Annotated in this window: 34 protein-coding genes; 31 read left to right on the top strand and 3 right to left on the bottom strand. The window is 60.8% G+C overall.

Features of this window, described 5'->3' with window-relative positions:
- Positions 1–7 precede the first annotated feature (7 nt).
- From GU3_RS09035 to GU3_RS17055, 12 genes are all read left to right on the top strand, one after another.
- Positions 8–247 carry a hypothetical protein gene (locus GU3_RS09035; RefSeq protein ID WP_014292223.1) on the top strand — a complete coding sequence of 80 codons (240 nt, stop codon included), beginning with the start codon at positions 8–10 and terminating at the stop codon, positions 245–247.
- Positions 244–666 carry a hypothetical protein gene (locus tag GU3_RS09030; protein WP_014292222.1) on the top strand — a complete coding sequence of 141 codons (423 nt, stop codon included), beginning with the start codon at positions 244–246 and terminating at the stop codon, positions 664–666. The genes GU3_RS09035 and GU3_RS09030 overlap by 4 nt, the downstream gene beginning before the upstream one ends.
- A gap of 54 nt (positions 667–720) precedes the next feature.
- Complete coding sequence (locus GU3_RS09025; protein WP_014292221.1) at positions 721–960, top strand: hypothetical protein; 240 nt, start codon at positions 721–723, stop codon at positions 958–960.
- On the top strand, positions 957–1,199 hold the full coding sequence (locus tag GU3_RS09020; protein ID WP_014292220.1) for a hypothetical protein: 243 nt from the start codon (positions 957–959) through the stop codon (positions 1,197–1,199). Before GU3_RS09025 ends, GU3_RS09020 begins: the two co-directional genes overlap by 4 nt.
- Positions 1,192–1,458: a hypothetical protein gene (locus tag GU3_RS09015; RefSeq protein ID WP_014292219.1), complete on the top strand. Its 267-nt coding sequence runs from the start codon at positions 1,192–1,194 to the stop codon at positions 1,456–1,458. Before GU3_RS09020 ends, GU3_RS09015 begins: the two co-directional genes overlap by 8 nt.
- Positions 1,455–1,706: a hypothetical protein gene (locus GU3_RS09010; RefSeq protein ID WP_014292218.1), complete on the top strand. Its 252-nt coding sequence runs from the start codon at positions 1,455–1,457 to the stop codon at positions 1,704–1,706. The genes GU3_RS09015 and GU3_RS09010 overlap by 4 nt, the downstream gene beginning before the upstream one ends.
- A complete protein-coding gene (locus GU3_RS09005; protein WP_014292217.1) occupies positions 1,706–3,988 on the top strand; it encodes a replication endonuclease in 2,283 nt (760 codons plus the stop codon). The genes GU3_RS09010 and GU3_RS09005 overlap by 1 nt, the downstream gene beginning before the upstream one ends.
- A gap of 32 nt (positions 3,989–4,020) precedes the next feature.
- On the top strand, positions 4,021–4,263 hold the full coding sequence (locus GU3_RS09000) for a hypothetical protein (RefSeq protein ID WP_014292216.1): 243 nt from the start codon (positions 4,021–4,023) through the stop codon (positions 4,261–4,263).
- A 44-nt stretch (positions 4,264–4,307) separates the two neighbouring features.
- Positions 4,308–4,835 carry a DNA methyltransferase gene (locus GU3_RS08995; protein WP_014292215.1) on the top strand — a complete coding sequence of 176 codons (528 nt, stop codon included), beginning with the start codon at positions 4,308–4,310 and terminating at the stop codon, positions 4,833–4,835.
- Between the two features lie 830 nt (positions 4,836–5,665).
- Complete coding sequence (locus GU3_RS08985; RefSeq protein ID WP_014292214.1) at positions 5,666–6,070, top strand: MbcA/ParS/Xre antitoxin family protein; 405 nt, start codon at positions 5,666–5,668, stop codon at positions 6,068–6,070.
- The gene (locus tag GU3_RS08980; RefSeq protein WP_014292213.1) at positions 6,067–6,756 is read left to right on the top strand and encodes an RES family NAD+ phosphorylase; all 690 of its coding nucleotides are present in this window, start codon (positions 6,067–6,069) and stop codon (positions 6,754–6,756) included. The genes GU3_RS08985 and GU3_RS08980 overlap by 4 nt, the downstream gene beginning before the upstream one ends.
- A gap of 14 nt (positions 6,757–6,770) precedes the next feature.
- The gene (locus GU3_RS17055) at positions 6,771–7,835 is read left to right on the top strand and encodes a hypothetical protein (RefSeq protein WP_148265877.1); all 1,065 of its coding nucleotides are present in this window, start codon (positions 6,771–6,773) and stop codon (positions 7,833–7,835) included.
- Positions 7,836–7,854: 19 nt separating this feature from the next.
- Here the strand turns inward: GU3_RS17055 and GU3_RS08975 are convergent, their stop codons facing one another.
- The 3 genes from GU3_RS08975 to GU3_RS08965 form a co-directional block, all read right to left on the bottom strand.
- On the bottom strand, positions 7,855–8,109 hold the full coding sequence (locus GU3_RS08975) for an ogr/Delta-like zinc finger family protein (RefSeq protein WP_014292212.1): 255 nt from the start codon (positions 8,107–8,109) through the stop codon (positions 7,855–7,857).
- 84 nt (positions 8,110–8,193) lie between these two features.
- A complete protein-coding gene (locus tag GU3_RS08970; RefSeq protein ID WP_014292211.1) occupies positions 8,194–9,183 on the bottom strand; it encodes a phage portal protein in 990 nt (329 codons plus the stop codon).
- Positions 9,180–11,003, bottom strand: coding sequence for a terminase large subunit domain-containing protein (locus tag GU3_RS08965; RefSeq protein WP_014292210.1), 1,824 nt, complete (start codon positions 11,001–11,003; stop codon positions 9,180–9,182). Before GU3_RS08965 ends, GU3_RS08970 begins: the two co-directional genes overlap by 4 nt.
- Before the next feature lie 176 nt (positions 11,004–11,179).
- Between GU3_RS08965 and GU3_RS08960 the strand changes: the two genes are divergently transcribed.
- From GU3_RS08960 to GU3_RS08875, 19 genes are all read left to right on the top strand, one after another.
- Positions 11,180–12,064, top strand: a complete 885-nt coding sequence (locus GU3_RS08960) for a GPO family capsid scaffolding protein (protein ID WP_014292209.1) — start codon at positions 11,180–11,182, stop codon at positions 12,062–12,064.
- A 9-nt stretch (positions 12,065–12,073) separates the two neighbouring features.
- Positions 12,074–13,117: a phage major capsid protein, P2 family gene (locus GU3_RS08955; RefSeq protein WP_014292208.1), complete on the top strand. Its 1,044-nt coding sequence runs from the start codon at positions 12,074–12,076 to the stop codon at positions 13,115–13,117.
- A gap of 3 nt (positions 13,118–13,120) precedes the next feature.
- Positions 13,121–13,834 carry a phage terminase small subunit gene (gpM, locus tag GU3_RS08950; protein ID WP_014292207.1) on the top strand — a complete coding sequence of 238 codons (714 nt, stop codon included), beginning with the start codon at positions 13,121–13,123 and terminating at the stop codon, positions 13,832–13,834.
- Positions 13,835–13,940: 106 nt separating this feature from the next.
- The gene (locus tag GU3_RS08945; RefSeq protein WP_014292206.1) at positions 13,941–14,399 is read left to right on the top strand and encodes a head completion/stabilization protein; all 459 of its coding nucleotides are present in this window, start codon (positions 13,941–13,943) and stop codon (positions 14,397–14,399) included.
- A complete protein-coding gene (locus GU3_RS08940; RefSeq protein WP_014292205.1) occupies positions 14,396–14,893 on the top strand; it encodes a phage tail protein in 498 nt (165 codons plus the stop codon). The genes GU3_RS08945 and GU3_RS08940 overlap by 4 nt, the downstream gene beginning before the upstream one ends.
- Positions 14,890–15,585, top strand: a complete 696-nt coding sequence (locus tag GU3_RS08935) for a phage virion morphogenesis protein (RefSeq protein WP_014292204.1) — start codon at positions 14,890–14,892, stop codon at positions 15,583–15,585. Before GU3_RS08940 ends, GU3_RS08935 begins: the two co-directional genes overlap by 4 nt.
- Positions 15,582–16,706: a DUF2586 domain-containing protein gene (locus GU3_RS08930; protein WP_014292203.1), complete on the top strand. Its 1,125-nt coding sequence runs from the start codon at positions 15,582–15,584 to the stop codon at positions 16,704–16,706. The genes GU3_RS08935 and GU3_RS08930 overlap by 4 nt, the downstream gene beginning before the upstream one ends.
- A complete protein-coding gene (locus tag GU3_RS08925) occupies positions 16,703–17,158 on the top strand; it encodes a DUF2597 family protein (protein ID WP_014292202.1) in 456 nt (151 codons plus the stop codon). Before GU3_RS08930 ends, GU3_RS08925 begins: the two co-directional genes overlap by 4 nt.
- A gap of 5 nt (positions 17,159–17,163) precedes the next feature.
- Positions 17,164–17,367 carry a TraR/DksA family transcriptional regulator gene (locus GU3_RS08920; protein WP_014292201.1) on the top strand — a complete coding sequence of 68 codons (204 nt, stop codon included), beginning with the start codon at positions 17,164–17,166 and terminating at the stop codon, positions 17,365–17,367.
- Positions 17,364–17,735 carry a D-Ala-D-Ala carboxypeptidase family metallohydrolase gene (locus GU3_RS08915; RefSeq protein ID WP_014292200.1) on the top strand — a complete coding sequence of 124 codons (372 nt, stop codon included), beginning with the start codon at positions 17,364–17,366 and terminating at the stop codon, positions 17,733–17,735. Before GU3_RS08920 ends, GU3_RS08915 begins: the two co-directional genes overlap by 4 nt.
- Positions 17,736–17,745: 10 nt before the next feature.
- Positions 17,746–18,351, top strand: a complete 606-nt coding sequence (locus GU3_RS08910) for a hypothetical protein (protein ID WP_014292199.1) — start codon at positions 17,746–17,748, stop codon at positions 18,349–18,351.
- Positions 18,284–18,538 carry a hypothetical protein gene (locus tag GU3_RS08905; RefSeq protein ID WP_041543063.1) on the top strand — a complete coding sequence of 85 codons (255 nt, stop codon included), beginning with the start codon at positions 18,284–18,286 and terminating at the stop codon, positions 18,536–18,538. Before GU3_RS08910 ends, GU3_RS08905 begins: the two co-directional genes overlap by 68 nt.
- Positions 18,535–18,798, top strand: a complete 264-nt coding sequence (locus tag GU3_RS08900; protein ID WP_014292197.1) for a putative phage tail assembly chaperone — start codon at positions 18,535–18,537, stop codon at positions 18,796–18,798. Before GU3_RS08905 ends, GU3_RS08900 begins: the two co-directional genes overlap by 4 nt.
- Complete coding sequence (locus GU3_RS17450) at positions 18,795–18,986, top strand: hypothetical protein (protein ID WP_371245759.1); 192 nt, start codon at positions 18,795–18,797, stop codon at positions 18,984–18,986. The genes GU3_RS08900 and GU3_RS17450 overlap by 4 nt, the downstream gene beginning before the upstream one ends.
- Positions 18,983–21,349, top strand: a complete 2,367-nt coding sequence (locus tag GU3_RS08895) for a phage tail tape measure protein (protein WP_014292196.1) — start codon at positions 18,983–18,985, stop codon at positions 21,347–21,349. The genes GU3_RS17450 and GU3_RS08895 overlap by 4 nt, the downstream gene beginning before the upstream one ends.
- Positions 21,339–21,665 carry a DUF2590 family protein gene (locus GU3_RS08890; protein ID WP_014292195.1) on the top strand — a complete coding sequence of 109 codons (327 nt, stop codon included), beginning with the start codon at positions 21,339–21,341 and terminating at the stop codon, positions 21,663–21,665. The genes GU3_RS08895 and GU3_RS08890 overlap by 11 nt, the downstream gene beginning before the upstream one ends.
- On the top strand, positions 21,662–22,846 hold the full coding sequence (locus tag GU3_RS08885) for a baseplate J/gp47 family protein (protein ID WP_014292194.1): 1,185 nt from the start codon (positions 21,662–21,664) through the stop codon (positions 22,844–22,846). Before GU3_RS08890 ends, GU3_RS08885 begins: the two co-directional genes overlap by 4 nt.
- The gene (locus GU3_RS08880; protein WP_014292193.1) at positions 22,839–23,405 is read left to right on the top strand and encodes a phage tail protein; all 567 of its coding nucleotides are present in this window, start codon (positions 22,839–22,841) and stop codon (positions 23,403–23,405) included. The genes GU3_RS08885 and GU3_RS08880 overlap by 8 nt, the downstream gene beginning before the upstream one ends.
- Positions 23,402–24,676 carry a phage tail protein gene (locus GU3_RS08875; protein ID WP_014292192.1) on the top strand — a complete coding sequence of 425 codons (1,275 nt, stop codon included), beginning with the start codon at positions 23,402–23,404 and terminating at the stop codon, positions 24,674–24,676. The genes GU3_RS08880 and GU3_RS08875 overlap by 4 nt, the downstream gene beginning before the upstream one ends.
- Positions 24,677–24,998 lie beyond the last annotated feature (322 nt).

Raw genomic sequence — 24,998 nt, 5'->3', positions numbered from 1 at the left:
CCACGCCATGAGCATGATTAACACCGCCCGCCTGCTGCGGGTACCCGCCCCCGTTTGCACCCCGGCACTGCGCCCGGAGGTTGTTATCCATCACGCCCGCCCCGGCTTTATTGAGCGGCAAGACGGAAGCTGGATTTGCCTGCCCGTTCAGCACAACAGCAAGCGGCGCATTAACCGCCGTCGTCGCCTGTGGGACTGGATAAAGCAGGTGCTGGGCAGTGAGGCCACCGCCGGAGGTGCCGCATGACCGCCTATCACCCCATCACCCAGCCCGCCGGCGAGCTGGCCATTCACCACATGCGCCATTTGTTAAAGCGCTGCCGCATTGCCAGTTGGTGGAGCCGCCAGCCCCGGGAAGTGCGGGAAGGGTTATGCCGCGCCGCAGCGCTGAAGCCCGCGGCGTATTGGAACAAGCCGCTGGAAACCATGAACGACACCGAGCGCGAAGCCATACGCCGCGCCGTGGTGGCCCTGAAAGACGCCCTTGCCGGCTTTACCGCCACCGACCGGGGCGAATGGCTGCATGTGGCGGACTACAAACGCCCGGACAGCGACGAACAAAAGATGGAAGCAAAGCAGGAAGCCGAACGGCGGGAAGCCCTGCACCAGCAGGCGCGGATGATTGAGCAGCGGGCTGCAGAAATAGCAAAGGCCGCCCAGCGGTAACTGAAGCGGCCTTTAAAGGTGTGTATCCACGCCAATGAATAACACGGAGTAACTATGACACAGCTTAATGCCATTAGCCAGGTAGCCAACGGCTACCTGAACGAATTCAACCGCTTGGCCCGTCAGAACCAGGCCGCCGGCATGGAACTGCAAACCGAATGCGCACTGGAAGCGCTGGCCGAAGTGGCGCACCGCTGCGGATATGACGCCCTGTATGAAGAAATTGCAGAGCGCAAAAATGCTCTATGGCTGCATGCCCCCATGGCCTCCATTACTGCCGGAGGTGAGGCATGAACCGCACAGAAATGGAGGGCCTGCTTACCCAGCTGCTGTTTTACGAGGCTCAGCGTCAGGCTGCCATTAAAGACGCCCAGTTCTGGCAGCGCCGTGCTGACGAAAGCCGCCGCTGCGGGCTGCTTGACCAAAACAAGGTCGAACAGGGCAAAGCCGCCCTGTGGCAGCTGGAAGCTGAAAAGTGGCAGCAACACATTAACGACATCACAGCCCGTTTGATGGAGGCCTGCCATGACTAACCGCGAACTGTTCCGCCGCTTTTATCGCGCTGCTCGTCTGGATGAGCAAACCGGCATTGCAGACATAGAGCTGCGCCACGTCATTACCGAAGACGCCGTAGACAGCGGGTTCAGCCCTGCCGCCGTTTTGCAGTGCCGCGCTGCCGCCCTCAATGCCCGCATGAACACGTGGCTGCCCATGCGCGAACCCAGCAAGCAGAGTGTGGCCATTCAGCTTTCCGTGCACACCTTTGGCCGCGTTACCCGGGGGCTTGCATGAGCGATATTCTCAACCCCCGCGCCCATCTGCGCCGGCACTGGTGGCAGGCCAAGGCCGACTTCTGGCGGCACTGGGAAGCCTGCTTTGAACAGGGTGCAGACCGCGAGCGCCTGCTGCTGGATCTGGGCACTATTCGCAGTCTCTACTGGCAGGCACTGGGTCAGGGCATTTTGCCGGTGGCCCGTGCCATTGGCGCCTGGTGGCGCAAAACCGCTCCCGTTCACCAACTGGGCAACACCGTAATCTAATGACCTTTGCGTTTGATAACCATGCGGCCGATGTGGCCGCCTTTTTTGCGCCTACCTCAAACGCCAGCCGGGTGGCCGGCGTTGATGTAGACAGCTCCCTTTACCGGGAGCACTTTCAGCAAGCCAACCTGAAGTGGGTTGAAAGCTATCTCAGCCAGGTGGAAGACTACGCCGCCGGCGCGCTGTTTACGCATTACCAATACCGCCTGAAAAAGGGCCACAAGCCCTCGGGCGTGAACACCTGGCTGCGCCATGCCGTGGCCAAAATCAACGAGCACGCCGCCCGCTTTCCCCTGCCCCTACGCATGATCGCCAACGAGCTGAACCGGGCCAGCATTGCCCGGCAGTGGGCCGATGCCGTCACCGCCATCATTCAGGAGCACACCCTCAACTTTACCCAGCAGGTGTCGGCCCGGGAGTTGCTAAAAGCCGCCATGGAGCCGGCCAACCGCTGGGGCATTTCTCCGGTGCTGCCGGTGTTCAAGGGCAGCGAGGCCACCGACGCCCAGCTGGACATGGCCGCCAGTGCCCTCGCCCGCCTGCAGGATCCGGAGTGGTGGAAACGCCAAATCACCAAGGCCTGGCGGCGCTACACCGAACACGTGGCCATTCTGGTGGGCAAGGTGCGCCGGGGCGTGAGCGCCTATGTGTCGCGCCGCGCCCTGCAGGATCACCAGGAGCGCAAACGCGCCGGTGCCGCCTGGCTGCAAACCATGTATGCCATTAACGAAGAGCTGGAGCTGGAAATTCCCCTGGCCGAGGCGGTGAAGTCCAGCGTGTCCAACCCCGAGATCCGCCGCATGGAGCTGATGGTGCGCATGCGCGGCTTTGAAGACCTGGCCGAAGAGCAGGGTCTGGTGGGCGAGTTTTACACCTGGACCGCGCCCAGCAAATACCACGCCTGGACGGTGGTGGATAACCGCAAAAAGGCCAAGAACGGCGAGAAGCTGGAGAACTGGGTAAAGACCATTTCCAACAGCAAATACCAGGGCTACACCCCGCGCGAAACCCAGGCCTATCTCTCCGCCCAGTGGAACAAGGCCCGCGCCAAGCTCGACCGGCTGGGCGTGCGTCGCTTTGGTTTTCGGGTGGTAGAACCGCACCACGACGGCACCCCGCACTGGCACCTGCTTGTTTTTGTGCACCCCAGCCAGCGCCGGCTGCTGCGCTCGGTGCTGCGGCAATACGCCATTGAGCACGACCGCGAGGAGCTGGGCAAAAAGGGCTACCGCGCCCGCTTCGACTGGAAGGAAATCAAAAGCGAGCTGGGCAGCGCCACCGGCTACATTGCCAAGTACATCAGCAAGAACATAGACGGCTTCAAAATGGACTGGGACGAAGAATCCCAGGAAGACGCCGCCACCTCGGCCACCGCCGTGGGCGCCTGGGCCAGCCTCTGGAACATTCGCCAGTTTCAGCAAATTGGCGGCCCCAGCGTGGAGGTGTGGCGACAGCTGCGCCGGCTGCGCAGTGCCACCCAAAACCCCATTATGGAGCCGGCCCGCCAGGCCGCCGACCGGGCCCGCTGGGCCGAGTTCGTCACCGCCATGGGCGGCATTGATGCCCAGCGCAAAGACCACTTGATCAAGCTTGCCCACATCATTCAGCCCGCCGCCAGTAAATACGGCGAAGACGTGGCCCGGCTGTTTGGCCTGCGCACCGCCGACATCACCGTGAGCGTAAACGGCATCACCACAGGGGTAATGGTGGGGGTGTCCGAGATCCAAACCCGGCACCAGGGGTGGACGTTGTCGCGGACGGGGTTGGGCGAGCGCAGCGAGCTGCCCTCAAGCGGCGGCAGCCGCGCCCCTTGGAGTTCTGACAATAACTGTACGGAGGATCAAAAACCGGCAGGAAACGATCCGCTCAGCCGCGAGCTGGCCATGCTCGGCCTGGACGAGCAGGACAAAGAACGGCTGCTGACCGGTGCAGTTATCGAAATTGACGGTTTATTCATCAGCATTCGCAACGGCAGCCTGAACACCAGCCGCCAGCGCCCAGGGCTTTGGCGACCGGAAGACCCCGTTGCCATAGCGGAGGCCAACGAGTTCGCCGAACTGGAGCACGAACGCACCCGGGAACTGGCCGCTCAATACCGGCTGCAGGTTGCTCAGCTACTGGATGACGGCGGCAGCCTTAAAGACTGGATGGCCGGCATTCCCGAGCAGCACCTGCCGCTTGCCCTGGAACAGGCCGACGCCCTGCTGGACAAGATTGAACGAGAAGCCCGCCGCACGCAGCGTGCCGAACCCATGTACCACGAAGACGATTTTGAAGACTGAATGTTTGAGCTTTGCCACGGGAGTGACCAGCAATGAGCAAAACCCAGCAATACCGCATTACCCAGCACGCTGCCCAACGCTACCGCCAGCGCCGGTGCCGGCATCCGCTCTACATGCCCGCGGATCTGAGCCGGGCCCGGCCGGCCACCAAGGGCCGCCTGCGCAAGATTGGCCGCTGGCCCCGCAGTGGCCAGCGCCTGCTGCTCACCCAGGACGGCTTCGCCTTCGTCGCCGCCGGCGCGGTGATCGTGACGTGTTTTCAGTTGGGTGCATAAGCCCATGATTTGTTTTAGTATCCCTGCCCGAAAAGGAGATAGCTATGAGCAGTACCAACGGCAATGTTTTGCCACGAGAGTCTTACCCAACACCGCAATCCGTTGTATCAGCACTGCTCTCTCGCCTTGAAGTGAGAGACAACGACCACTTCCTTGAACCTTGCCGGGGAACTGACGCTATCTGGAGTCATATCGCGTTGCCAGAGCCACAGAAGCACTGGGCAGAAATAGAAATGGGGCGTGATTATTTGACGACGTCTTTCCAACGCAAGATGGACATTATCATCACCAACCCGCCTTTTTCTTTGACGGAAGCATTCATTGAGAAGTCGCTTTCTGAGCTCAGTGATAACGGAACCATGGCTTACCTGCAGCGAGTGAACTTTCTGGGTAGTAAGAAGAGAGTGCCATTCTGGCAAAAGGTAGGGTTTCCCGATAAATCACCCATTATCGTACCCAGACCAAGGTTCGTTGGCGGAAATTCAGATAGCTGCGAATACGCCTGGTTTATATGGGATAGAGGAAACCGGTTTAATATAGACAAAGGTCTGAGCCACCTGTTATGTGATTAATCGCACAAAAATTAAACTGTACCTGTTTAATCATGACCTCTCACAACTACTAACACGGAGATAAATATATGTCAGGTACTTGTGGGAGTTGTCAGCGTCCATTGAATGACTCCATCACCATAGAAAATCACCCTTCTGGAAAAGTTAAGAGTTGCCCTCAGTGTTCGAGCAATGAAGGCAAGCATGTTTTTTATGCTTATGACTCTTTTGGCATGAGGACCATGGAAGATGGCAGCACCATAGTGCAGTCTTGGTGCCCAGGCTGCAGATCCAAAACCAAACCACACTCAGAGCCAGCCGACATCTGCTGACCATTTCAGGGGCGCACCAGGCGCCCTTTTCACCATTGCCTAAAGGCATGAGATGACCAAATCAATTATGCTCAGCGAATTGGTTTGCTTTAGATTTCAACAAAAATAGAAGGCCCTTTGCTGCCGTTTCGGACCTCCTTCATGGACTGCTCGGCAAGAGTGTCGAGAACGTACTCAGGTACCTGGGAGACAAGCTCAGGTGTACGCTCGGCCTTCCGCTGCAGCGGGGTCTTGAAGCACCTCACACGGGCCTTGTGGGTCTTAAGCATTTTTCACCTATAAAAATCAGCAACTTATGGTTATAGAAACCATTGAGTCAATCTTAATGCAAACCCATGTTTAGTGCCAATATACCGTAATAAGTAGCCAGTAATGCAGCAAGTGCCCTCCAGAATCGTGATATGTCACAGCAAAACAAGACTGTTCATTTATGGACAAATTTACTAAAGTAAACCTAAATTGACCAACACCACAGCGCCCCGGGATCCTCCCAGGGCGCTACGCATACAGGAGGGTGGTATGATGTCTCAAGCGTTACCGGCCCAAGGAAATCATGGCGTTGACCACAGCAAGGCGCTCCCGGTCGTGTTCCGGATCCTGGATAAATGGGACTGTGACACCAAAGAGCAGTTGGCCCTGCTGGGCATTAACTCACGTTCAACATTGAACAAGTACAAGGCGGCACATGGCGGACTTCGTCTAAGCCCGGACACCCTGGAGCGGATGAGCTACATCCTTAACATCCACAAGAGCCTGCGCATTCTGTTCACTGCCGAAGACAGCGTGTATGGCTGGGTGCGCAAACCCAACCAGCATCCCTTCTTCGCAGGCAGAAGCGCCATGGACGTGATGATGGGTGGCAAGGTGGCGGATCTGTACGAGGTATCCAAACGGCTGAGTGCCTGGCGCGGAGGAACGGCGTGAGCGAAGAGCTTGAGATTACCAAATTGCAGGGGCAAGAGTGCTACCGGCTGATCCCGAGCAAGTATCCGCCCATCGACCTGTACGAAGACGTGGCCTCGGTCGACGAACTGGAAGCCGTGTACGCCGTGGAGGCCATGACCAACCCGCGACTGCTGGAGCAGGCTGGTGATCTGAACCTGGTGCCCAAGGAAGATTGGCTGGTGGGAGTCCCCCACGCCAGTTACGCCATGGCCGCGTTCACCCATATCAATCCGGAGGGAGCGCGTTTCACTACCGGAGACTTTGGTGGTTATTACTGCGCCCCTTCCCTGGACACGGCAATAAAAGAAACCATCTACCACCAGGAACGGCTTTACAGTTACACCAAAGAGCCCGCACAGCGCATTCAAATGCGCTCACTGTTCGCCCGCTTCACTGCGGATCTGGTAGACATTACCGACCAACAGCACCTTTCATCCAACCTCTATCATCCCACCGACTACAGCCACAGCCAGGCCTTCGCCAGCGAGCAACGTAGTAATGGTAAAGATGGATTGATGTATCGTTCGGTCAGGCATGCCGGCCATGATTGCTTCGTGCTGTTCAGACCCAGGCTGATCACGGAAATCTGCCAGGCCAAGCACTTTGAATACTGTTGGAATGGCAATGCAATAACAAACGTACTTGAAGTAAAATTACACAAATAAAAATAGAGATGATTATGAGCACGGATGAAAAAAACAACAACCCTATAGAACCTTTGAAAAATATAGGTGTATTCTTTGGGGCTGCCACTCCTATATCAATAGTTCTTGGCAGTTTACTTATGTATGTTTACCTTTCAAAAAATAATGTAAATACATATTTTATTGAAGTAATATCCACACCTAGCATGCTAATAGCCTCCTCTATATACATAGGTATATTAATGCTTTTATCTGGCGTTATATTCTCTTGTAACTTTATATTTAAACAGGAGTTTAAAATAGGCAAGAAAAGCCTTTATGAACATCTAAAACACCACCACGAAAACGGAAACAAATTAGAAGTCAAAATTTTAAATTTCTTTTATTCATCCCTTTTAGTTGTAGCTATCGCCATGACACCACTATTCAGAGTTGAATATGGAAAGGCAATTATAACTGTAGCGTTAATTACAATATCCATTGCAAGTTCAATCATAAGCCTTTGGGTTTTTGAAAAGAACAAAAGAATACCCTTTAGTAAATACCTTAACTCTTACTTTTCATTTAGTGGTCCTCTTATAAAAAACTGGTGGACACACGCCTTATTCTTTTTTTTGATTTCAGTAAATGTATTCTCAATTTTCTTATTAATAGCCTACGTACCAAAATCGGAAAAAGTTGAAAGCGTCCTGGGTGGGTACTATTTCATTCTTGCCATCTTAGTAATAACTATCATCATATATGCAGTTAACTACATATATATAATCTCCAATAAAAAAGTCACTGCATATGTAACAGTTTCATTATTAATTTCAATGATGGTGGGAAAAATTCACTTTGACGATAATGACAAGGTATTTAGAGATGCACTAATGATCAATGAGAACAAAAAAATAATCATCTCAAAAAAAATACGAGATGAGCTATCATTATCTTCAGTGTCAGAAGAATACAAGCCATCCAGTCTCTTCACGATAAGTTATAAAAGCGTGATAGTACCAACGAATGAAAACTTTATTATAAAGACAAATGATAACTCAATCGTGAGTCTTCCTAAATCACAAGTGATTGGTGAAATTACCTATAGTACGAAGAATTGAATTCAATAAAAAAGGGCGCTTAGCGCGCCCCTTCCAGCTCCCTCAGTAAGTCTTTTTGTGCCCCCGGCGGCAGCGCCCTTACCAGGTGAAATGCCATCTGGCTGGTGGTTTTGGCGCTGGGGTTCAGCGTGTGCCGGTAACCCACACTGGCCACCCAGGTGTGGCCACACTCGGCCTCATTGCACTGGCAATACAGTTCGGTGTAGTCCCGGCTCAGGCGGTTGGTTTTTGTGATCCGGCCCTTGCTGCCGCACTCTCTGCAGTAAACGCGCATCTGTAAATTCCCCCCGATTAAACATGCACCCATGATAAATCATCCGGCCGCGCATGGCACCCAAACCACTGTATTTTCATCCAGTCATTCCAGCGCAAAATCCAGGGCCAGCCGGGCCGGAATGTCCGGGTCCGAGTTCACCTCGTCGGCGATCAGCTCGCACAGCGGCAACACCTCGTTGCGGGTATACACAATGTCGGTCTTTTCCGGGTCTCCCAGGCCGGCGGCGTTGCTGGGAATGATGCCCGCCTGCCCCGGCGGGAAACGGTGCGCCGTGAGCACGTCCTGGGCGCTGATGTTCTTGATGCGGTCAAAGTCGTCCTTGGTGGCAATGTCCCCCACCGGGATCAGCTTCACCCCGTCCGGGTTGCCGTTGGGTATGTTGATAAACAGGCTGCGGAAATTCCCCACCCCCTTGGAGCTCTGGATTTTGGCCTTCAGCTCTTCCTCCTGACTCTCGCTCAGGTTGGGGTCCGTGGCGTAGAAGATAAAGCCCATGTGGGCCCCGTTCTGGTAGTACCTGCGCCTGAACAGGGTGGCGTCCCGGTTCAGCAGCGCCGACTGAATGCCGCCCAGGTAATCCGGCAGGCCGTAAATCTGCTGCCGCGGGTCGTACTGAGACAGGTAGATCACGTCCTCCTGCCGGTAGTGCAGTTGCTCGTTGTTGGCCCGCAGCAGCCGAAAGTCGCCGCTCTGGTGCCGGCGCAGATACATGGACGGCAGCGGGTGCAACCGCACCACCCGGCCCAGGCCGTTGCGCACCTTCAAAAAGGCGGCGTCGCCGAACTGAATAAGGTCGTGCACAAAGGCCTGCATCTGCCGGCGCTTGAGGCCGGCGCCGCCCTTGAAGCGGCCGGCCACCATGTTGCGGCGGGCGTAAATCAGCGCCCCGTGGTGGGCGTTGGTGTTGGCGATCTGGGCCAGGCCCTGGCGGCTGATGGGCGTGCTCCAGTAGTCGGCGTAATGGTCGTAAAACAGCTCGGCGTAATCGGTCAGCCAGCGGTTGGGCTCTATGGCCTCCGGCTCGCCGAAGCTGAAGGCGACCAGGTCTTTGGATGGGTTGGGTGCGCTCATGCTTGAATGGCCCAGGTTGAAGTGCGTTGATTGGAGTGATCCAGCGGCTCGTTGATCACCGCGTGGGAAATGGCAAAAAAGGCGTCGGCGTGGCCGGTGGTGGCGTCCCGCCCGGCCTTGAAGGTCATGGCGTTGCCGCTGCCGGTGGTGGTGCGCTTGATGGCCATAAAGGCCAGCGGAATGTCTTTGTGCTCCCGGTCCCAGCTGATGCGCCCCGCCTCCACCACGTCGATCATCTTCAGCACCAGGCGGTTTTTGCTTTCCACCGAGTAGTGAATGGCGTGGGCTTCGCGGGGGTACTTGGTTTTGAGCAGGTCGAACACCCCGGCGCCAATGCCGGTAATGTCCACGCCGATGTAGGTTACCCGGTAGCGCTTGAACAGCTTGGCGATCTCCGCCACATGGTGCTGAAAGTTCAGCCCCCGCCAGTGGTGCTTTTCCAGCACCCGAAACGGCTCGCCGGCGACCAGCGGCGGGGCCAGCACCACCAGGGTGGCGTTGTCGCGGGTGCGGCTGGGGTCATAGCCCAGCCACACTTCCCGGGTGCCGAACGGCCGGGCCGCGCGTGGGTCGAAGTCTTCCCACAGTTCGGTGTCCACCCCGCAGCCTTCCAGCTGGCCAAACTTGAACACGCTGGCTTCGTCGTCCACGAACTCGCACATGAACAGATTGCGAAACACCTCGTCGGCGTATTCGTCCCGCAGCTCAATCACGTTGATCAGGTTGCAGCCGCTGGCCACCGCGTCTTCCACGGTAATGGCATAGCGCCACTGCCGGTCCGGGCACACCCGGCCGCCGTCGCGGTAATCGTCGAAGGAGGGGAATTCCACGTCCTTGCGACTGTCCTTGCCGTCTTTCCAGGTGTCGCCGGTCCAGAAGCCGTAGCCCGGGTGCGACTTGGCCGAGGGCGTGGAGAAATAGGTTTTACGCCACCGGCTTTGGGTGGCCATGGCCGAGGCCACGTTGGAGAGCTTGGTAAACCCCGGGATCCAGAAATATTCGTCGATGTAGACGTTGCCGCTGCGCGACTGGGCGCTGTTGGAGTTGGTGGAGAGAAAGTGCAGCTCGGCACCGTTGCTTAAGATTATCGGGTTGCCCGACAGCTCCACGCCCAGGAACTCCTGGGCGATCTTGATGATGTAGGAGCGGAACACCTCTGCCTGGGCCCGGGTGGCCGACAGGAATATCTGGTTGCCGCCGGTCAGGGCCGCGTCTTCCAGCGCTTCGCCGGCGAAATAGTAGGTCATGCCAATCTGGCGCGACTTTAATATGTTGCGGGTGCGCGGCACCTCCGGGTCGTGCATGGCCTCGCGGCAGCGCAGCTGATAGCCGAACAGCGTATCCAGGAACGGCTGAAAGTCTTCCGGCAACAACTCGCCCACGTTGTTCTTGGGCGCCTTTCCCTTCTTGCCCTTGCCGCCCCTGGCCTGGCCGCCGCCCTTGCGGCCGCGCCGTGGCTCCGGCAGTTCGTCGGCGGGTACCCCGGCCTCAATGGCCGCTTCCCGCTCCTTCAGCCCCACTTCCTTTTCGCGCAGCTGCAGCAGCTCTTTCTTCAGCCGCACATGCTGGCTGATCAGCCGATCGAGTTCGTCCAGCTCGGCCTGGCTCTTTTTCTCCCGGTTCAGCAGCAGCTGCACCCGCAAGGCAATGGCGTCTTCCAGCTGAATTTCCGACAGCAGCGAATCCCAGGCGTATTTCTCCACCCACTGATAGACCACCCGCGCCGAGTTCAGGCCCAGCTCCTGGGCAATTTCCCGGGGCAGCCAGCGCTTTAAATACAGCCCCTTGGCAGCGTTGCGGATTTCTTCGGTGTAGGCCATGGCATTCCGTGGTAGTGATCAATGCGGCCATCATACCCACCCAAAAACGTCGGCTATCCCGTTGAAATTCCGTGAAATTCCGATTTTCTGAAAATCGGAATCGGGCGGAACGTCACTGGATGAAATTGCCCTCGCCAAGCCCTAGCCTGTCGCCATCACAGAACACGAGCAGGCACATGAAACCCGATTCACGGTTACGCACAGGCTGGATTTGCATTGCCACCGAAGGCAACAGCATTGACGGGCGCTATATCTCCCGCGAGATATTGACCGAGATGGCCGAGTCCTATGACCCGGAACATTACTGCGCCCTGATTTGGCCCGACCACAACCACTACGGCAATAACGCCGGCACCGTTGAAGCGCTCAAGGCCGAAGCAGTGGACGGCAAGATGAAGCTGTTCGCCGTGCTGCGTCCGACTCGGGATCTCATCTACTGGAATCAGATTGGCCAGTACCAGTTCTGCAGCATCGAACCCAAAGCCGACTTTGCAGAGAGCGGCAAGTTCTACCTGGGCGGCCTGGGCGTGACCGACCGCCCGGCCAGCACCGGTACCACCCAGATGCAATTCAGTGCCAAGAAGCCGGATGAACCCCGTTTTATTGGCCAGAGCGAAGACCTGAACCTGAATGCTTTTGCCGAACAAGGCCGGGAAGAAGGCATGTTCAAGAAGTTCATGGCCTGGTTCAAAACCCAGGAAGAGCCCCCAGCCCCTCACGCAACCACCCCCGAGGATCCAGCAATGGACGAAAAACAGTTCAACGAGCTGAAAGGCCTGATTGGCGGCATTGCCGACAAGCAGACCGAGCTTGAAGGCAAGCTCGAAACCTTCAGCAAAAAAGAAGAGTCCGCCCCGGCCAACGAGCCCGAGCCGACCAAGACCGAGCCCGCCGCCACCGGCGTGACCGCTGAGCAATTCAGCGAGCTGCTGACCGCCGTTAAAGGCGTGGCAGCCAAGCAGGGCGAGCTGGAAACCCAATTCTCCAGCCTGCTGAAAGAGCAGCCCGGCCAGATTCCCTCCGGCGCTCCCGCCGGCGGCGACAACTATCACGTGGTGTAAGGAGCCGACATGAGCATGATCCTCACCCCTCAAGCCGCCGCCTTGCTGGACAAATACAGTGCCAGACTGGCTCAGGCCTATGGCATTGATACCAGCAAGCTGGAGCAGCAGTTCTCCGTCACCGGCCCGCAGGAAACCCGCCTGCGCGCCGCCCTGCTGGAGTCCGCCGACTTCCTGCGCATGATCACCCTGGCCGACGTGGACCAGATCAAGGGCCAGGTGGTGGACGTGGGCATTGGCAGCATCCACTCGGGGCGCAAGGCCTCGGGCCGCTTCATCAAGGCAGTGGGTGTGGGTGGCCACAACTACGAGCTGACCGAAACCGACTCCGGCGCCCTGCTGTCCTGGGCCACTCTGGCGGTATGGGCCAACGCCGGCAACGAAGGCGAGTTTCTGCGCCTGGTGAACGAGTTCATCAACCGCAGCTTTGCGCTGGACATGATCCGCGTGGGCTTCAACGGTACCTCCATTGCCACCAACACCGATCCGGAAGCCAACCCCTTGGGCCAGGACGTGAACAAGGGCTGGCAGCAGCTGGTGCGCGAGTGGAACGGTGGCTCCCAGATCATCGGCTCGGCCCAGAGCAAGGTGTATTTCGACCCCGACGGTAACGGCGATTACAACACCCTGGACGCCATGGCCTCCGACCTCATCAACAGCACCATTGACCCGGCGTTTCGCAACGACCCGCGCCTGACCGTGATGGTGGGTGCCGATCTGGTGGCTGCCGCCCAGGGCCGGTTGTATCAACAGGCCGACAAGCCCACCGAGCAGATCGCCGCTCAGCAGCTGGCCACCAGCGTTGCCGGCCGCCGTGCCATTACCCCGCCCTTCTTCCCGGGCAAGCGCATGGTGGTGACCATTCCGGCCAACCTGCACCTCTACACCCAGCGCGGCACCCGCCAGCGCAGCGCGGCCCACAACCAGGACCGCAAGGGCTTCGAGAGCCAGTACTGGCGCATGGAAGGCTACGCCGTGGGCGAATACCGCGCCTATGCCTCCTTCGACGAGTCGGGCGTGGAAATCGCCCCCACCCCGGCACCGGCGCCGTAACTGATGAGCACCCCGGCCCAGCGGCATCGTGACCGGCACCGCGCCCGGCAGGCGGCAGAAAGCGCCGCCGCCACCGGCCAGGCCACCGGCGACATTGCCCACAGCCTGCACCTGCAGCTGCTTGCCCTAGAGCAGGACGAGCAGCGGCTGAAGGCGCTGGACCGCATCAGCGACAAGGTGGCCCTCAAGCGTGAGCTGCTGCCCAAGTACCGCCCCTATGTGGAGCAGTATCTGGCCACAGAAAAAAGCCACCAGAACCCGCTGTTCGCCACGCTGATCGTCTGGCTGTTCGACCTGTGCGAGTTCGAGCAGGCGCTGGACTGGGCCGAGCTGGCCATTGCGCAAGGGCAGCGTACGCCCACCCGCATGAAGCGCGACTTTCCCCACTTTGTGGCGGACACAGTGCTGGAGTGGGCCGAGCAGCAGGCCGCCGAGGGCCAGGCGGTGGAGCCCTATTTCAGCCGGGTGTTTACCCATGTGGCCAACCACTGGCGGCTGAATGAAAAGCTTACCGCCAAATACTTCAAGTTCGCCGGGCTGCTGCTGTTGCGCGACGCCACCGGCGAGCCCAGAGCCGCCGCCGTGAACGACCCGGATGTGCTCGATAAGGCCGACGCCCTGCTGGCGAAGGCCCACGAATGGGATCCAGTGGGTGCCCAGGTAAAAACCCACCGCAACCGGATTGCCATGCGCCTGCGGGCGCTTGAGCAGGACTAGCTCCACGCCGCCGCCCCCCGGCGGTGCGGGAACAGCCAAGGCAATGCCTTAACGCTGTTGCCCAACACCGTGGCCAGGGGGGCACCTATTAACCGAGAGGGCTGCCATGTTCAGCGGAAACAGCACCGATTATCAGCAGGCCACCGTCACCAACGACGGCTTCTGGCCAGACATTGAGGTGGGCGAGTTCGAGCGCGACCGCGCCATGCCCGCCGACCTGCAGCCCGCCACCGTGGCCGCTGCGGTGCTGTCCGCCGTGGCCCAGGTCAACCTGGAACTGGTGTTCACCAAAACCAGGCTGCTGGCCGAGGGACACGCCAGTGCCGCCGCCGTGCCCGGCCCAACGGTGGGCACCCAGACCATGCTCACCGCCCTGTACCGCCAGGCGGTGTTTGCCCGCGCCAAGGCGGACCTGGTCACCGAGGCCGGCAGCCTCAGCCAGCGCGACGCCGGCAACAACCAGGCCACCCAGAGCGGTGACGTGCGCGCCGCCCTGCTGGCCGAAAGCCAGCAGCACATTCGGGCCATCAAGGGCGCCCACCGTTGCGGGATCGAATTGCTGTGAGCCAGGGCTACTACCTGCACCAGCTGAGCACCGCCATCAAGGCCGTGCTGCCGGCCAAGTGCCACAAGGACTTCGACGCCTGGATGCAGAACGGCAGCCTGCAGCTTACCCCGGCCGATGGCGGCAACGGCGTGCAGCTGGCCCGGCTCAACTACCAGGCGGTGTTCATGGTGGAAGACCTGCCGTTCCGGGAGCTGGACCCGGCGGTGGTGCTGGCCACCGTGGCCGCCTGGCTGCAGGACTTTGATGCCGACCGCGACCGGCTGGAACTGCCCGACCCGGATTACGACGTGGAGCCCATCGACGAGCACAGCGCCGATCTCACCATCAGCGTGCAGTTCTCCGAGCCGCTGTATTTGCAGCCCGACGACACCGGCCCGGTGCACTACGGCGGCAAGCGCTACCGCCTGGCTCCCTATGAGGTGTGGGTGGCCGAAACCGGCAAGCTGTGGGTGAACGACAACGGCCCCTGGCCGCTGGGTGGTGAAGCGTGATCCGGTTCGACCTTGATGTATTGCCCATTACCGACCGTCTGAAGCTCGCCACCATGCCGGCCAAACAGCGCACCCGCTTTCTGTGGCGCCTGGGCAACGAGCTGAAAAAAGCCACCGCCCGCAACATCAGGCAGCAGCGCACCCCGGACGGACAAGCCTGGGCACCACGCAAACGCAAGCCCCGCAAGGGTGGCAAGAAAAAGATGCTCACCGGCCTGCCCGCGCTGCTGGCCATCGACAACACCGCCATCGACATGACCCTGCGCTTTCGCCGGGGCTCCATGCCGGTACATGCCGGTGTGGTTGGCGGCACCCACAACAACGGCATGAACCAACGCCGCACCGCCGAGCAGGCCTCGCGCAACAAGCCACGGCGGGAACCGGCCACCGCCACCAAGGCTCAGGCCAAGCGGCTGCGCCTGTTGGGCTACCAGCGCCGGGGTAAACGCGGCAAATACGTGAACGCATCGAGCAAGTGGATTCAGGAAAACCTCAGCTATCGCCAGGCCGGCATGCTGATCAAAAAGCTCAAGGATGAGCCGGTGAAACGCAGCTGGGACATTGAACTGCCCGCACGTCAGTTCATGGGAGCCAACGAAGCCGAGCGCGCCAAAATCATCCGCCGGGTAATGCAGGGCATTGGCTTCGGCTGGAACGTGAAGAAACAACAAACGAAAGGGGCAAGTTCATGATCCCAACTATCCAGGTCAACAACCTGAACCAGATGCAGGGGCCCACCAACGAGGTGGAACGCCACTTCCTGTTTGTGGGTCAGGCCACCAAAAACAGCGGCAAGCTGCTCTCCATTAACACCCAGTCGAACCTCGACGATCTGCTGGGCACCGAAGACAGCCCGTTAAAAACCAACCTGCTCGCCGCCATGCAGAACGCCGGCCAGAACTGGAGCGCCCACGCCCACGTGCTGGCCCTGGCAGAAGACTGGACCGAGGCGGTGCTGGCCGCGCAACAGGTCGCCTCCTTTGAGGCGGTGGTGCTGCTGGAGCCAGTGACCACCGCCGAGCAGATCAACGCCGCCCAGGCCCTGCGCAACCAGCTGATTGCCACCTGGGGCCGCTGGCAGTTCATGATGCTGGCCGCCGAAGGCATTAAAGCCGACGGCGTAGACGCCCAGGACTGGCCCGCCTATGAAACCGACATGACCGCACTCGCCAACGGCATTGCCGCCGACGGCGTCATGCTGGTGCCCCAGCTGCACGGCAACAACGCCGGCGTGCTGGCCGGCCGCCTGTGCAACCGCGCCGTGACCGTGGCCGACACCCCCATGCGGGTGAAAACCGGCGCCTTGGTGGGGCTGGGCCCGGCCCCGAAAGACAGCACCGGTGCCGAGCTGAGCCTGGCCACCCTGCAAACCCTGGAAGCGGCCCGGCTGTCCGTGCCTTGGTGGTTCCCCGACTTCGACGGCGTCTACTGGGCCGACGGCAACCTGCTGGACGTGGAAGGCGGCGACTATCAGGTGGTGGAAAACCGCCGGGTTGCCGACAAGGTGGCCCGCAAGCTGCGCATTCGCGGCATTGCCCGCATTGGTGATCGCCAGCTCAACAGCACCCCGGGCAGCATTGCCGCCGCCAAGCTCTACTTCATGCGCGACCTGCGGGTGATGAGCAAGTCGGTGACCATTGCCGGCATCACCTTCCCCGGCGAGATCACGCCCCCCGACGACGGCGACATCGCCATTGAATGGCTGAGCAAATACGAAGTGGCCATCTATGCCCTGGCCCGGCCCTACGACTGCCCCAAGAAAATCGGCATCAACATCATCCTTGACCTGAGCAACCCCGGAGAACGCCAATGAGCCGCCGCATTTCCGGCATGAACTTCGACGTAGAGATCCTGGGCGTCATGCTCCACGTTGAAAAAGCCACCCTCACCATCAACGACAGCACCGCCGTAACCCAGACCCGGGGGATCACCGACGGCTATGTGGACGGCGACGTTACCGCCGACGTGGAATACGAGCTGGACACCAAGAACTTCAACCTGCTGAGCGACGCCGCCCGCCGGGCCGGCAGCTGGCGGGGCATCGACGTGCACGACGCCCTGTTCTACGCCAACACCGGCGGCGAAGAGTTCCGCGTTGAAGCCTTCGGCATCAAGCTGCAGATCTCCGACCTGCTCGACATCGACGGCAAGGGCGGAGCCAAGAACGTGCACAAGATTAAGGGCTTCGTGACCGATCCCGAGTTCGTGCGCATCAACGGCGTGCCCTACCTCTCCGCCGACGACACCCGGCACCTGATCGGTTAACCGCCATGGATGTGATTGACCACGCCAATAACCTGAACGCCTGGCTGCTGGAAAAGCAGCTGGCCGCCCAGACCGGCCACCGCAGCGCAGCACCCAGCCGCCACCAGTGCGAAGAATGCGACGACCCTATTCCCGAGGCCCGCCGCGTGGCCCTGCCCGGCGTGACCCTGTGTGTGAACTGCCAGACCCTGCTGGAGAAAAGACGATGAACAAATCCCCCTTTGAAGGCCTGCATTTCGCCCGCCGGGAATTCGCCTGCAAATGCGGCTGCGGCTTTGATGCCGTCGACATTGAGCTGCTGGGCGTGCTGGAGCAGCTGCGCCAGGACCTGGGCAACCGGCCGGTGAGCATTACCAGCGCCTGCCGCTGCGAGCCCCATAACCGCAAAGTGGGCGGTGCCCGCCACAGCGTGCACAAGCAGGGCAAGGCCGCGGATATTCGGGTGAAGGGCCTGCTGCCGGCCCAGGTGGCCGACTACCTGGAACGCACCTATCCCGACCGTTACGGCATTGGCCGCTACGCCACCTTTACCCATATCGACGTGCGCCCGGCCCCGGCCCGCTGGGGCAAGAACTGAGGTGCCCGCCATGAGCGACTGGAAAGACATTGCCACCACCGTCGGCCGCATTGCCGACAGTGTGGCGCCGCTGCTCACCGGCCCGGTGGGCGTGGCCGCCAGCATTGGCGCCCAGATTGCCGGGGTGCTCGGTACCGACAACCAGCCCGCCGCCGTGCAGCGGGAGCTGGAGCAGAACCCCGAGGCGGCGCTCAAGCTGCAGCAGTGGGCCCACCAGGAACGGGAGCAGATCCGCCAGGCACACCTGAGCCTGCAGCAGCTCGACCTGGAGCGGGAAAAGGTGTTGCTGGCCGACGTGCAACATGCCCGCCAGCAACACCAGGACAACCCCATGCCGGAACGCCTGACCCGGGCACTGGCGGTCATGGTGGTGGCCCTCACCGTGGGGCTGATGGCCATGCCGGTGCCGGACGGCTCGAAAGAGGTGGTGTTCTACATCGCCGGGCAAATCGTGACCGCCTTTCTGGCCGCCGTCACCTACTGGCTGGGCAGCTCCCGGGGCAGCGCGGAGAAGCAACGAAAACTCGACCAACTCACGGGAGGTGCCCTTGGCACAAGTAGCGGAATGGCTGGGCCTGGCCATCGCAGCGGTGGGCCTGCTGATCGGCGTGCTTAGCCCGGTGCTCACCAGCCTGTTTGGCCGGCTCAGCCGCCAGCAGGTGGACATGGCGAACCACCGGGCCCATGTGGCCGAGAACTACGCCACCAAAACCGAACTGAGCGAAGGCTTTAACCGGCTGGAGCAACGCATAGACGGCGGCTTTACCCGCCTGGATGAAAAACTGGAGAGACTACAGAAATGAGCAAACAAACCATCACCCTGACCGTAAACGGCACCGATCTGGTGTTTGAACCCACCACCCAGGCGTACAACAAGTACATCAACGAGCTGAGCATGGACGACAAGGTCGCCCCGGCCCACAACTACCTGAACCGCATCGTGGCCGCCGACAGCAAAGACGCTCTGGCCAAGGTGCTGGCCCTCACCGGCGCCGGCCTCAAGCTCGCCGCCAAGGTGAACGAGGCGTTCGTGCCCGAGCTTGAGATCAGCATAAAAAACTGAGCCGTCGGGTTGCCGCGATAGAGGGCAACCAACTGGAGCAGGTACTGGCACTGCGCCGCCACTACCTGCCCCATGAACCCGACGACGAAGAAGCCCTGGCCCGGGCCATCTGGCTCGACAAGCAACACCAGGAAAACACCAGCAAAGCCATCGCGGCGGGCATAGCAAAGGCATTTAACGGCACATGAAGCACCTGGAACAACTGATGCTCACGGTCAGCCTGGTCGACAAAGTCACCCGGCCGATTCAGGGCATCAACCAGCAGATCAGGGACACCGGAGAGCTGGGCCGCCAAAGCATGGACAACCTGATCGGCGGTGCCGCCGGCCTGGCTGCGTCCGGCGTGGCGTTGTATCAGGCGCTGATGCCCGCCATTGAAATGGACCGCGCCTTGGGTGAAGTAAAGTCCCTGGGCGTGGTACAGCAGGATCTCGATAAGCTCAGCCAGACCGCCACCGAGTTCTCCATTGAATTCGGCAAGTCGGCCACCGAGTTCGTGGGCGCCGCCTACGACATCAAATCCGCCATGGGCGATCTCACCGGCGACGAGCTGGCCGGCATCACCAAGTCGTCCGCCGTGCTGGCCGCCGCCACCAAGGCAGACACCGCCACCGTGACCGCCTACATGGGCACCATGTACGGCGTGTTCAAGAAACAGGCCGACGCCATGGGCCGGGACAACTTCGCCGCCATGGTGGCCGGCCAGACCGCCCAGGCAGTGGAATCGTTCAAAACCACCGGCGCCGAAATGAGCGCCGCCTTTGGCAGCATCGGTGCCGCCGGTACCGCCGCCGGCATTGCCATGCACGAGCAAATGGCGGTGCTCGGCACCCTGCAGGCTACCATGTCGGGATCCGAGGCCGGTACCAAGTACAAGGCGTTTCTGGCCGGCATCGCCGGCGCCCAGGACAAGCTCAACATGAGCTTTGTGGATGGCAACGGCAACATGCTGGGCATGGTGCAGATCCTGCAAAAGCTGAAAGACAAGTTCGGTGACACCTTCACCGTGGCCGAGTCGGACGCCCTGAAAAAGGCCTTCGGCTCCGACGAGGCCGTGGCGCTGATCAAGCAGATGATCCCCGACGTGGACGGCCTGGCCGCCAGCATTGACAACGTGGGCCAGCAAACCGGCATGGACAAGGCCACCCAAATGGCCGGCGCCATGACCGACCAGTGGGAGCGGCTGGAGCAGGTGTGGTTTGCCCTGCGCGCCGGCGCCGGGGCCAGCGTGCTGCCCACCATCAACGGCATTGTCGGCTCCATCGTGGATGCCATGGCGGTGCTGGTGACCTGGACCGATATGTTCCCGCACCTCACCGAGGTGGTGACTTGGGCGGTCATTGGCCTGGCCAGCCTCACCGCCGTAGCCGCCAGCTGGACGCTGATCAGTGCCATTGGCACCGGTATAGCCGTGTTTTTTGCTGGCGGGTTGAAGCTACTGCTCAGCCCGTTGGGCTTGATCAAAACGGCAATGTTGGCACTGCGAACGCCGCTGCTTGGTTTGCTCATGATGATAAAAGTCAATCTGGCGGGCGTGCTGCTGGCCGGTGCCGGCATCGTTGCCGTTATCGCGCTGATCGGTGCCGTAGCGCTGGCGGTATATAAATACTGGGAGCCCATCAAGGCCTTTGTCAGCGGGTTTATAGCAGGATTTATTGAGGCGGCCGGGCTCGGCGAGCTGTTCGCCCCCTTTGTGAACCTGTTCCGCGTATTTGCCGGCTTGCTGGGCTTGATTGGCGGCCTGGTGGCAGACCTGTTCGGCTGGTTTATGGAGCTGATCTCACCGGTAAAAAGCACGACTGAGCAACTGGACAGCGTGGCCGAAGCGGGCCGGACCATCGGGGATGTATTTGGCACCATTTTTCGGGCAATCACTTTCCCGTTGCGCGTGGCTGGCCAGCTGGTGCAGTGGTTGCTGGAAGGGCTGAACAAGATCCCCGGCATTGATATTGACCTAGGCGGGGTGGACATGGCCCTGCCGGAAACCCCGGAACTCCCCCCGGTGACTCAGCAAATCGAGCGTACCGCCGGCGAACTGCCCCGGGAAGCGACCGCCACACCGGAGATGATGGCAACGCCCCGGGAGTTCGCCGGCAGCATGGCCCCGCTGCCGGCCGACGTTCCCCAGGTAACCCAGAACGTTGAGCGCAACCTGGCCCCCTTGCCCGCCGAGGTGGTGCCCGCCACCCAAACCGTGACCCGGGCCTACCAGGATGGCAGCAACGTCACCATTCCGGCCGCCACCCAAATGGTGAACCGCCGTTATAGCGGTGAAGCCGAAGTGCAGGCCATGCCAACCCCGCCGCACTTTACCGACGCCCCGGCCGTGAAAAGCGATCAGCTGATGGCCGGCATCAACGAACGGCTGCGCACCGCCCGTACTCCCGAGTCGGTGCAGGCACCGCCGTCGCCCCTGATGCCGCAGCTGGCCAAAGTCGCCAGCCAGAACAACGGCAAAACCGTGCACTTTGGCGACGTGCATATCAAGAACGAACAGGGCATGGATCCCCACACCCTCGCCGAATGGGAGGAACTGCAACATGGCTTCTGACCGTAAATACATCGACCTGCTGGTGGAAGACGGCGGCCTGGTGCTGGACGCCGGCGCCCAGCCGGTCACCACCGATAACCGCCACAGCATAGGGCAAGACATCAAGCATGCCGTGCTGGAGTCCGGGCTGGCCCGGGCCCTGATTGGCGAGCGCAGCCCCACCCTGCGCGCCGACGTGCGTACCCAAATCCGCATTCTGGTGGAGCAGGACACCCGCCTGGTACCCGGTACCGCCGAGGTGCGCGAAGAGGCCGCCGACCGCTACCTGCTCACCGCCCGCACCTATGAATTCGGCGAACTGGAGGTGACCCTGTGAACGCCCGACCGAACGTAGACTTTACCCGGCTGATTGCCGCCGAGGGCATTCCCACCACCACCGAGGCCCTGGAGCTGGAGCTGGCCCGGGAAGTGGAAGCCGCCGGCTCCATCATCACCAACGACAGCCGCATGTCGCCGTTCTGGCGGCTGCAGCGGGCCATTGTGGTAAAGCCGGCCATGTGGTTGCTCAACACTCTGCTGGTGGGCCATGTGCTGCCCAACAGCTTTGCCGCCACCGCCAAAGGCTACTACCAGGATCTGAAAGCCTGGGACGTGGGGCTGGAGCGCAAGGCCGCCAAGGCCACCCGGGGGCTGGTGGAGTTCTTTAAAACCGACCCCGACACCGCCGTGACCATTGAGGCCGGCACCAAAGTCACCACCGAACGCATCAATGGCCGCAGTTACACCCTGGCGGTGGTGGCCAGCGTCACCATTCCCGCAGGCCTCGCCAGCGGCCTGGTGGTATGCGAAGCCACCGAGGCCGGCAGCGCCTGGAACCTGCCCGCCGGTTACTTCTGCATTTTGCCCACGGCGGTGAACGGCATTGAGCGGGTGGCCAACCCGGTGGACTGGATCACCGAGCCCGGCGACGACGAGGAAGACGACGACGCCCTGGGGCTGCGCATTCAGAACCAGTATTCGGTGGTGGGCCGCTATCACATTGATGCCGTGTATCGCTCCATGCTCGCCGCCGTGGCCGGCATTCGCTCCGACAACATCTTCTTCGAGCACGACGCCCCGCGCGGCCCGGGTACCGCCAACGCCTACATTCTGATGGAAGTGGGCGCCACGCCCCAGGCCCTGATCGACAAGCTCAACACCCATGTGAGCCACGACGGCAACCATGGCCACGGCGACGATTTGCAGTGCTTTGCCCTGCCCGACACCCAGCACGCCATCACCCTGGATATCTGGCCCCGGGCCTTTCTAGGCGACCAGGAAAAGGCCCTGCTCAAGACCAGCGCAGAGGCCATGGTGCGCGCCGCGTTCAGGGAAACCGCGGATTACCCCAGCATCACCCGCACCAAGCCACTGAGTCGTTTTTCGTTCAGCCGTCTGGGCGCAGAGCTGCACGCCGCCCTGCCCGACATCGACACCCTGGCCTTTGGCCAGCCCGACATCGACAGCGCCCAGAGCATTCCGCGCCTGTCTTCACTCACGGTAACCCTGCATGGATAAACACCAGCAACAGGCCCCCGAGCTGACCGAACACACCGCCCCCTGGTGGATGGACGGCCGCGAACAACGGGAGCCGCATTTTCTGAGCAAGGGGTTGAACGCCTTCTGGCAAAAGGCCAGAAACTGGCTGTTGTTCCCACTGCGCCAACTCGACCCGCTGGAGTGCAGCGAGGCCATGCTGGACCTGCTGGCCTGGGACAGAGGCATTCAGCGCTTCAACAACGAGCCCCTGAGCCTGTATCGCAAGCGGGTGAAATACGCCTTTGCCAACGCTCGGGACGCCGGCGATGTGGCCGGCTTCAAGCGCATCTTTGAGCGACTCGGCATTGGCTGGGTGGAAGTACACGAACGCCAGCCGAACCAGCCCTGGGACGTGATCACCATCGAGCTGGCCGACATGGAGCTGGCCGGTAACCAGCCACTGCTGCAGGTGCTGCTCCAGCACTACGGCCGCACCTGCCGCCGCTACCGCTTTCAAGTGGTGTACCCCAAGCAGCTGCGCCTGCATGCCGCTCGTTTCAGCGGCAGTTATCAAGTATTTGGAGCCAAATTAGGATGAGCCAAACCGCCATTACCCTCGCCTTTGAACAGCACCTGGCCGAGCTGCAGCTGGGTGGCCAGCCGGTGGTGCCCGACGAGTTCGTGCTGGCCTACATTCCCGGCCTCGACCTGCTCGCCCCCATCGACCGCGCCGCCGGTCTGCCCCCCGCCGGCCAGATAGTGCACCGCCAGCCGGTGGATCAGCGCGGCAAGGTCAACGCCAACGGCGTGGCCTACTCCATCATCATGGATACCCAGGTGGGCGACTTCACCTTTAACGCCATGTATCTGGTGCATAAAGCCAGCGGCATGGTGGCCATGGTGGTGCACAAGGCCGACGAAGACAAATTCAAGAACCTGACCAACCGCCCCGGCAACAGCCTGGTGAAGTCGATGCTGATGGAGTACCAGGGTGCCGCCGAGGCCACCAATACCCAGGTGGATGCCGGCACCTGGCAAATCGACTTTACCGCCCGTCTGCTCGGCCTGGATGAAGACATTCGCCTGCAGGCCCTCGACCACTACGGCGACGCTGCCTTTATCGACGGGGGTTTTGCCGTGAGCCCCGGCCAGGGCGTGAATGAGTTTCTGGTGGCCCCGGGCCTGGGCTACATCGCCGGCCTGCGCACCCTGCTGGCCAGCCAGCAATCGGTGGTGGTGAGCCAACGCCCTGCTACCCTCTATGCCGACGTGTACCACGCCGGCACCCTGCTCTCGGACTGGCACACCCAGGTGGAGATCCGGGCCAGCAGCACCCCGCTGACCGATTACACAGACGGCGCCGGCTACCCCCATTATGTGGTGCCGCTGGCCAGCCTCGCCGCCAACGGCGCCGTCACCGACCTGCGCGGCCGCGGCGGCCTGTGGTGGCATGAACACCGCCCCCTCGCCCATACCAAAGAGCAGGTGGGCCTGGACAAGCTGGAGAACTGGAGCTGGTCCCACAGCTACACCGACGCCACCGGCGGCGCCACCAAATACGCCAGCGGCAAGGCCGTTGCCGACGCCTATAACGCGTTGAACAGCAGCAAGCTGAACGCATCCAGCTACACCGCCGCCGATGTGCTGGCCAAGGTCAAATCCGTGGACGGCACCGGCTCCGGCCTGGACGCCGATCTGCTGGACGGCCAGCACGGCAGTTATTACCGCGCCTGGGGCAATCTGACCGGCGTACCGGCCACCGCCAGCCGCTGGCCCGATTTCGCCGAAGTGACCGGCAAGCCGGCAACTTATCCGCCGTCCAACCATACCCACGACGACCGTTATTACACCAAGGCACACAGGGGATAGGCGGTATCTGGATAGCTATGCTCAAAACTACACCCTGCGTTCCGCCGTCGAGGTAGGCTATACAGCCGGATCGACAAGTGGCCGCTTTGCGCATTTGCGGGGTGGTACCGGTAGTGCCGGGTTAACCTTCACTCAGGCATTGGCTGAGGCCGCAAACCGAGGTGTACGCCTGCCCACCGTAGACGAGCTGGAAGACGGTATTGCCAAAGGTACGGGAGGAGGCTTTGACGGCACTCAGTGCTGGACATGCACCGCCGTGCCAGGTCAGCCGGGTTATGTTTATACCGTTCGAGGCGATGGCGCTGCCGGAACACGCACCCCT

This window comes from Oceanimonas sp. GK1 (genome assembly GCF_000243075.1).
GTDB lineage: Bacteria > Pseudomonadota > Gammaproteobacteria > Enterobacterales > Aeromonadaceae > Oceanimonas.
The sequence above is the reverse complement of the archived record's forward strand: the minus strand, read 5'-3'. Positions and strand labels throughout refer to the sequence as shown.

What these genes read in the sequence shown, in the direction of transcription:
- GU3_RS09035 (WP_014292223.1), top strand. Translation starts at nt 8, where the DNA reads ATGAGCATGATTAACACCGCCCGCCTGCTGCGGGTACCCGCCCCCGTT.
- GU3_RS09030 (WP_014292222.1), top strand. Translation starts at nt 244, where the DNA reads ATGACCGCCTATCACCCCATCACCCAGCCCGCCGGCGAGCTGGCCATT.
- GU3_RS09025 (WP_014292221.1), top strand. Translation starts at nt 721, where the DNA reads ATGACACAGCTTAATGCCATTAGCCAGGTAGCCAACGGCTACCTGAAC.
- GU3_RS09020 (WP_014292220.1), top strand. Translation starts at nt 957, where the DNA reads ATGAACCGCACAGAAATGGAGGGCCTGCTTACCCAGCTGCTGTTTTAC.
- GU3_RS09015 (WP_014292219.1), top strand. Translation starts at nt 1,192, where the DNA reads ATGACTAACCGCGAACTGTTCCGCCGCTTTTATCGCGCTGCTCGTCTG.
- GU3_RS09010 (WP_014292218.1), top strand. Translation starts at nt 1,455, where the DNA reads ATGAGCGATATTCTCAACCCCCGCGCCCATCTGCGCCGGCACTGGTGG.
- GU3_RS09005 (WP_014292217.1), top strand. Translation starts at nt 1,706, where the DNA reads ATGACCTTTGCGTTTGATAACCATGCGGCCGATGTGGCCGCCTTTTTT.
- GU3_RS09000 (WP_014292216.1), top strand. Translation starts at nt 4,021, where the DNA reads ATGAGCAAAACCCAGCAATACCGCATTACCCAGCACGCTGCCCAACGC.
- GU3_RS08995 (WP_014292215.1), top strand. Translation starts at nt 4,308, where the DNA reads ATGAGCAGTACCAACGGCAATGTTTTGCCACGAGAGTCTTACCCAACA.
- GU3_RS08985 (WP_014292214.1), top strand. Translation starts at nt 5,666, where the DNA reads ATGATGTCTCAAGCGTTACCGGCCCAAGGAAATCATGGCGTTGACCAC.
- GU3_RS17055 (WP_148265877.1), top strand. Translation starts at nt 6,771, where the DNA reads ATGAGCACGGATGAAAAAAACAACAACCCTATAGAACCTTTGAAAAAT.
- GU3_RS08975 (WP_014292212.1), bottom strand. Translation starts at nt 8,109, where the DNA reads ATGCGCGTTTACTGCAGAGAGTGCGGCAGCAAGGGCCGGATCACAAAA.
- GU3_RS08970 (WP_014292211.1), bottom strand. Translation starts at nt 9,183, where the DNA reads ATGAGCGCACCCAACCCATCCAAAGACCTGGTCGCCTTCAGCTTCGGC.
- GU3_RS08965 (WP_014292210.1), bottom strand. Translation starts at nt 11,003, where the DNA reads ATGGCCTACACCGAAGAAATCCGCAACGCTGCCAAGGGGCTGTATTTA.
- GU3_RS08960 (WP_014292209.1), top strand. Translation starts at nt 11,180, where the DNA reads ATGAAACCCGATTCACGGTTACGCACAGGCTGGATTTGCATTGCCACC.
- GU3_RS08955 (WP_014292208.1), top strand. Translation starts at nt 12,074, where the DNA reads ATGAGCATGATCCTCACCCCTCAAGCCGCCGCCTTGCTGGACAAATAC.
- gpM (WP_014292207.1), top strand. Translation starts at nt 13,121, where the DNA reads ATGAGCACCCCGGCCCAGCGGCATCGTGACCGGCACCGCGCCCGGCAG.
- GU3_RS08945 (WP_014292206.1), top strand. Translation starts at nt 13,941, where the DNA reads ATGTTCAGCGGAAACAGCACCGATTATCAGCAGGCCACCGTCACCAAC.
- GU3_RS08930 (WP_014292203.1), top strand. Translation starts at nt 15,582, where the DNA reads ATGATCCCAACTATCCAGGTCAACAACCTGAACCAGATGCAGGGGCCC.
- GU3_RS08925 (WP_014292202.1), top strand. Translation starts at nt 16,703, where the DNA reads ATGAGCCGCCGCATTTCCGGCATGAACTTCGACGTAGAGATCCTGGGC.
- GU3_RS08920 (WP_014292201.1), top strand. Translation starts at nt 17,164, where the DNA reads ATGGATGTGATTGACCACGCCAATAACCTGAACGCCTGGCTGCTGGAA.
- GU3_RS08915 (WP_014292200.1), top strand. Translation starts at nt 17,364, where the DNA reads ATGAACAAATCCCCCTTTGAAGGCCTGCATTTCGCCCGCCGGGAATTC.
- GU3_RS08910 (WP_014292199.1), top strand. Translation starts at nt 17,746, where the DNA reads ATGAGCGACTGGAAAGACATTGCCACCACCGTCGGCCGCATTGCCGAC.
- GU3_RS08900 (WP_014292197.1), top strand. Translation starts at nt 18,535, where the DNA reads ATGAGCAAACAAACCATCACCCTGACCGTAAACGGCACCGATCTGGTG.
- GU3_RS08895 (WP_014292196.1), top strand. Translation starts at nt 18,983, where the DNA reads ATGAAGCACCTGGAACAACTGATGCTCACGGTCAGCCTGGTCGACAAA.
- GU3_RS08890 (WP_014292195.1), top strand. Translation starts at nt 21,339, where the DNA reads ATGGCTTCTGACCGTAAATACATCGACCTGCTGGTGGAAGACGGCGGC.
- GU3_RS08880 (WP_014292193.1), top strand. Translation starts at nt 22,839, where the DNA reads ATGGATAAACACCAGCAACAGGCCCCCGAGCTGACCGAACACACCGCC.
- GU3_RS08875 (WP_014292192.1), top strand. Translation starts at nt 23,402, where the DNA reads ATGAGCCAAACCGCCATTACCCTCGCCTTTGAACAGCACCTGGCCGAG.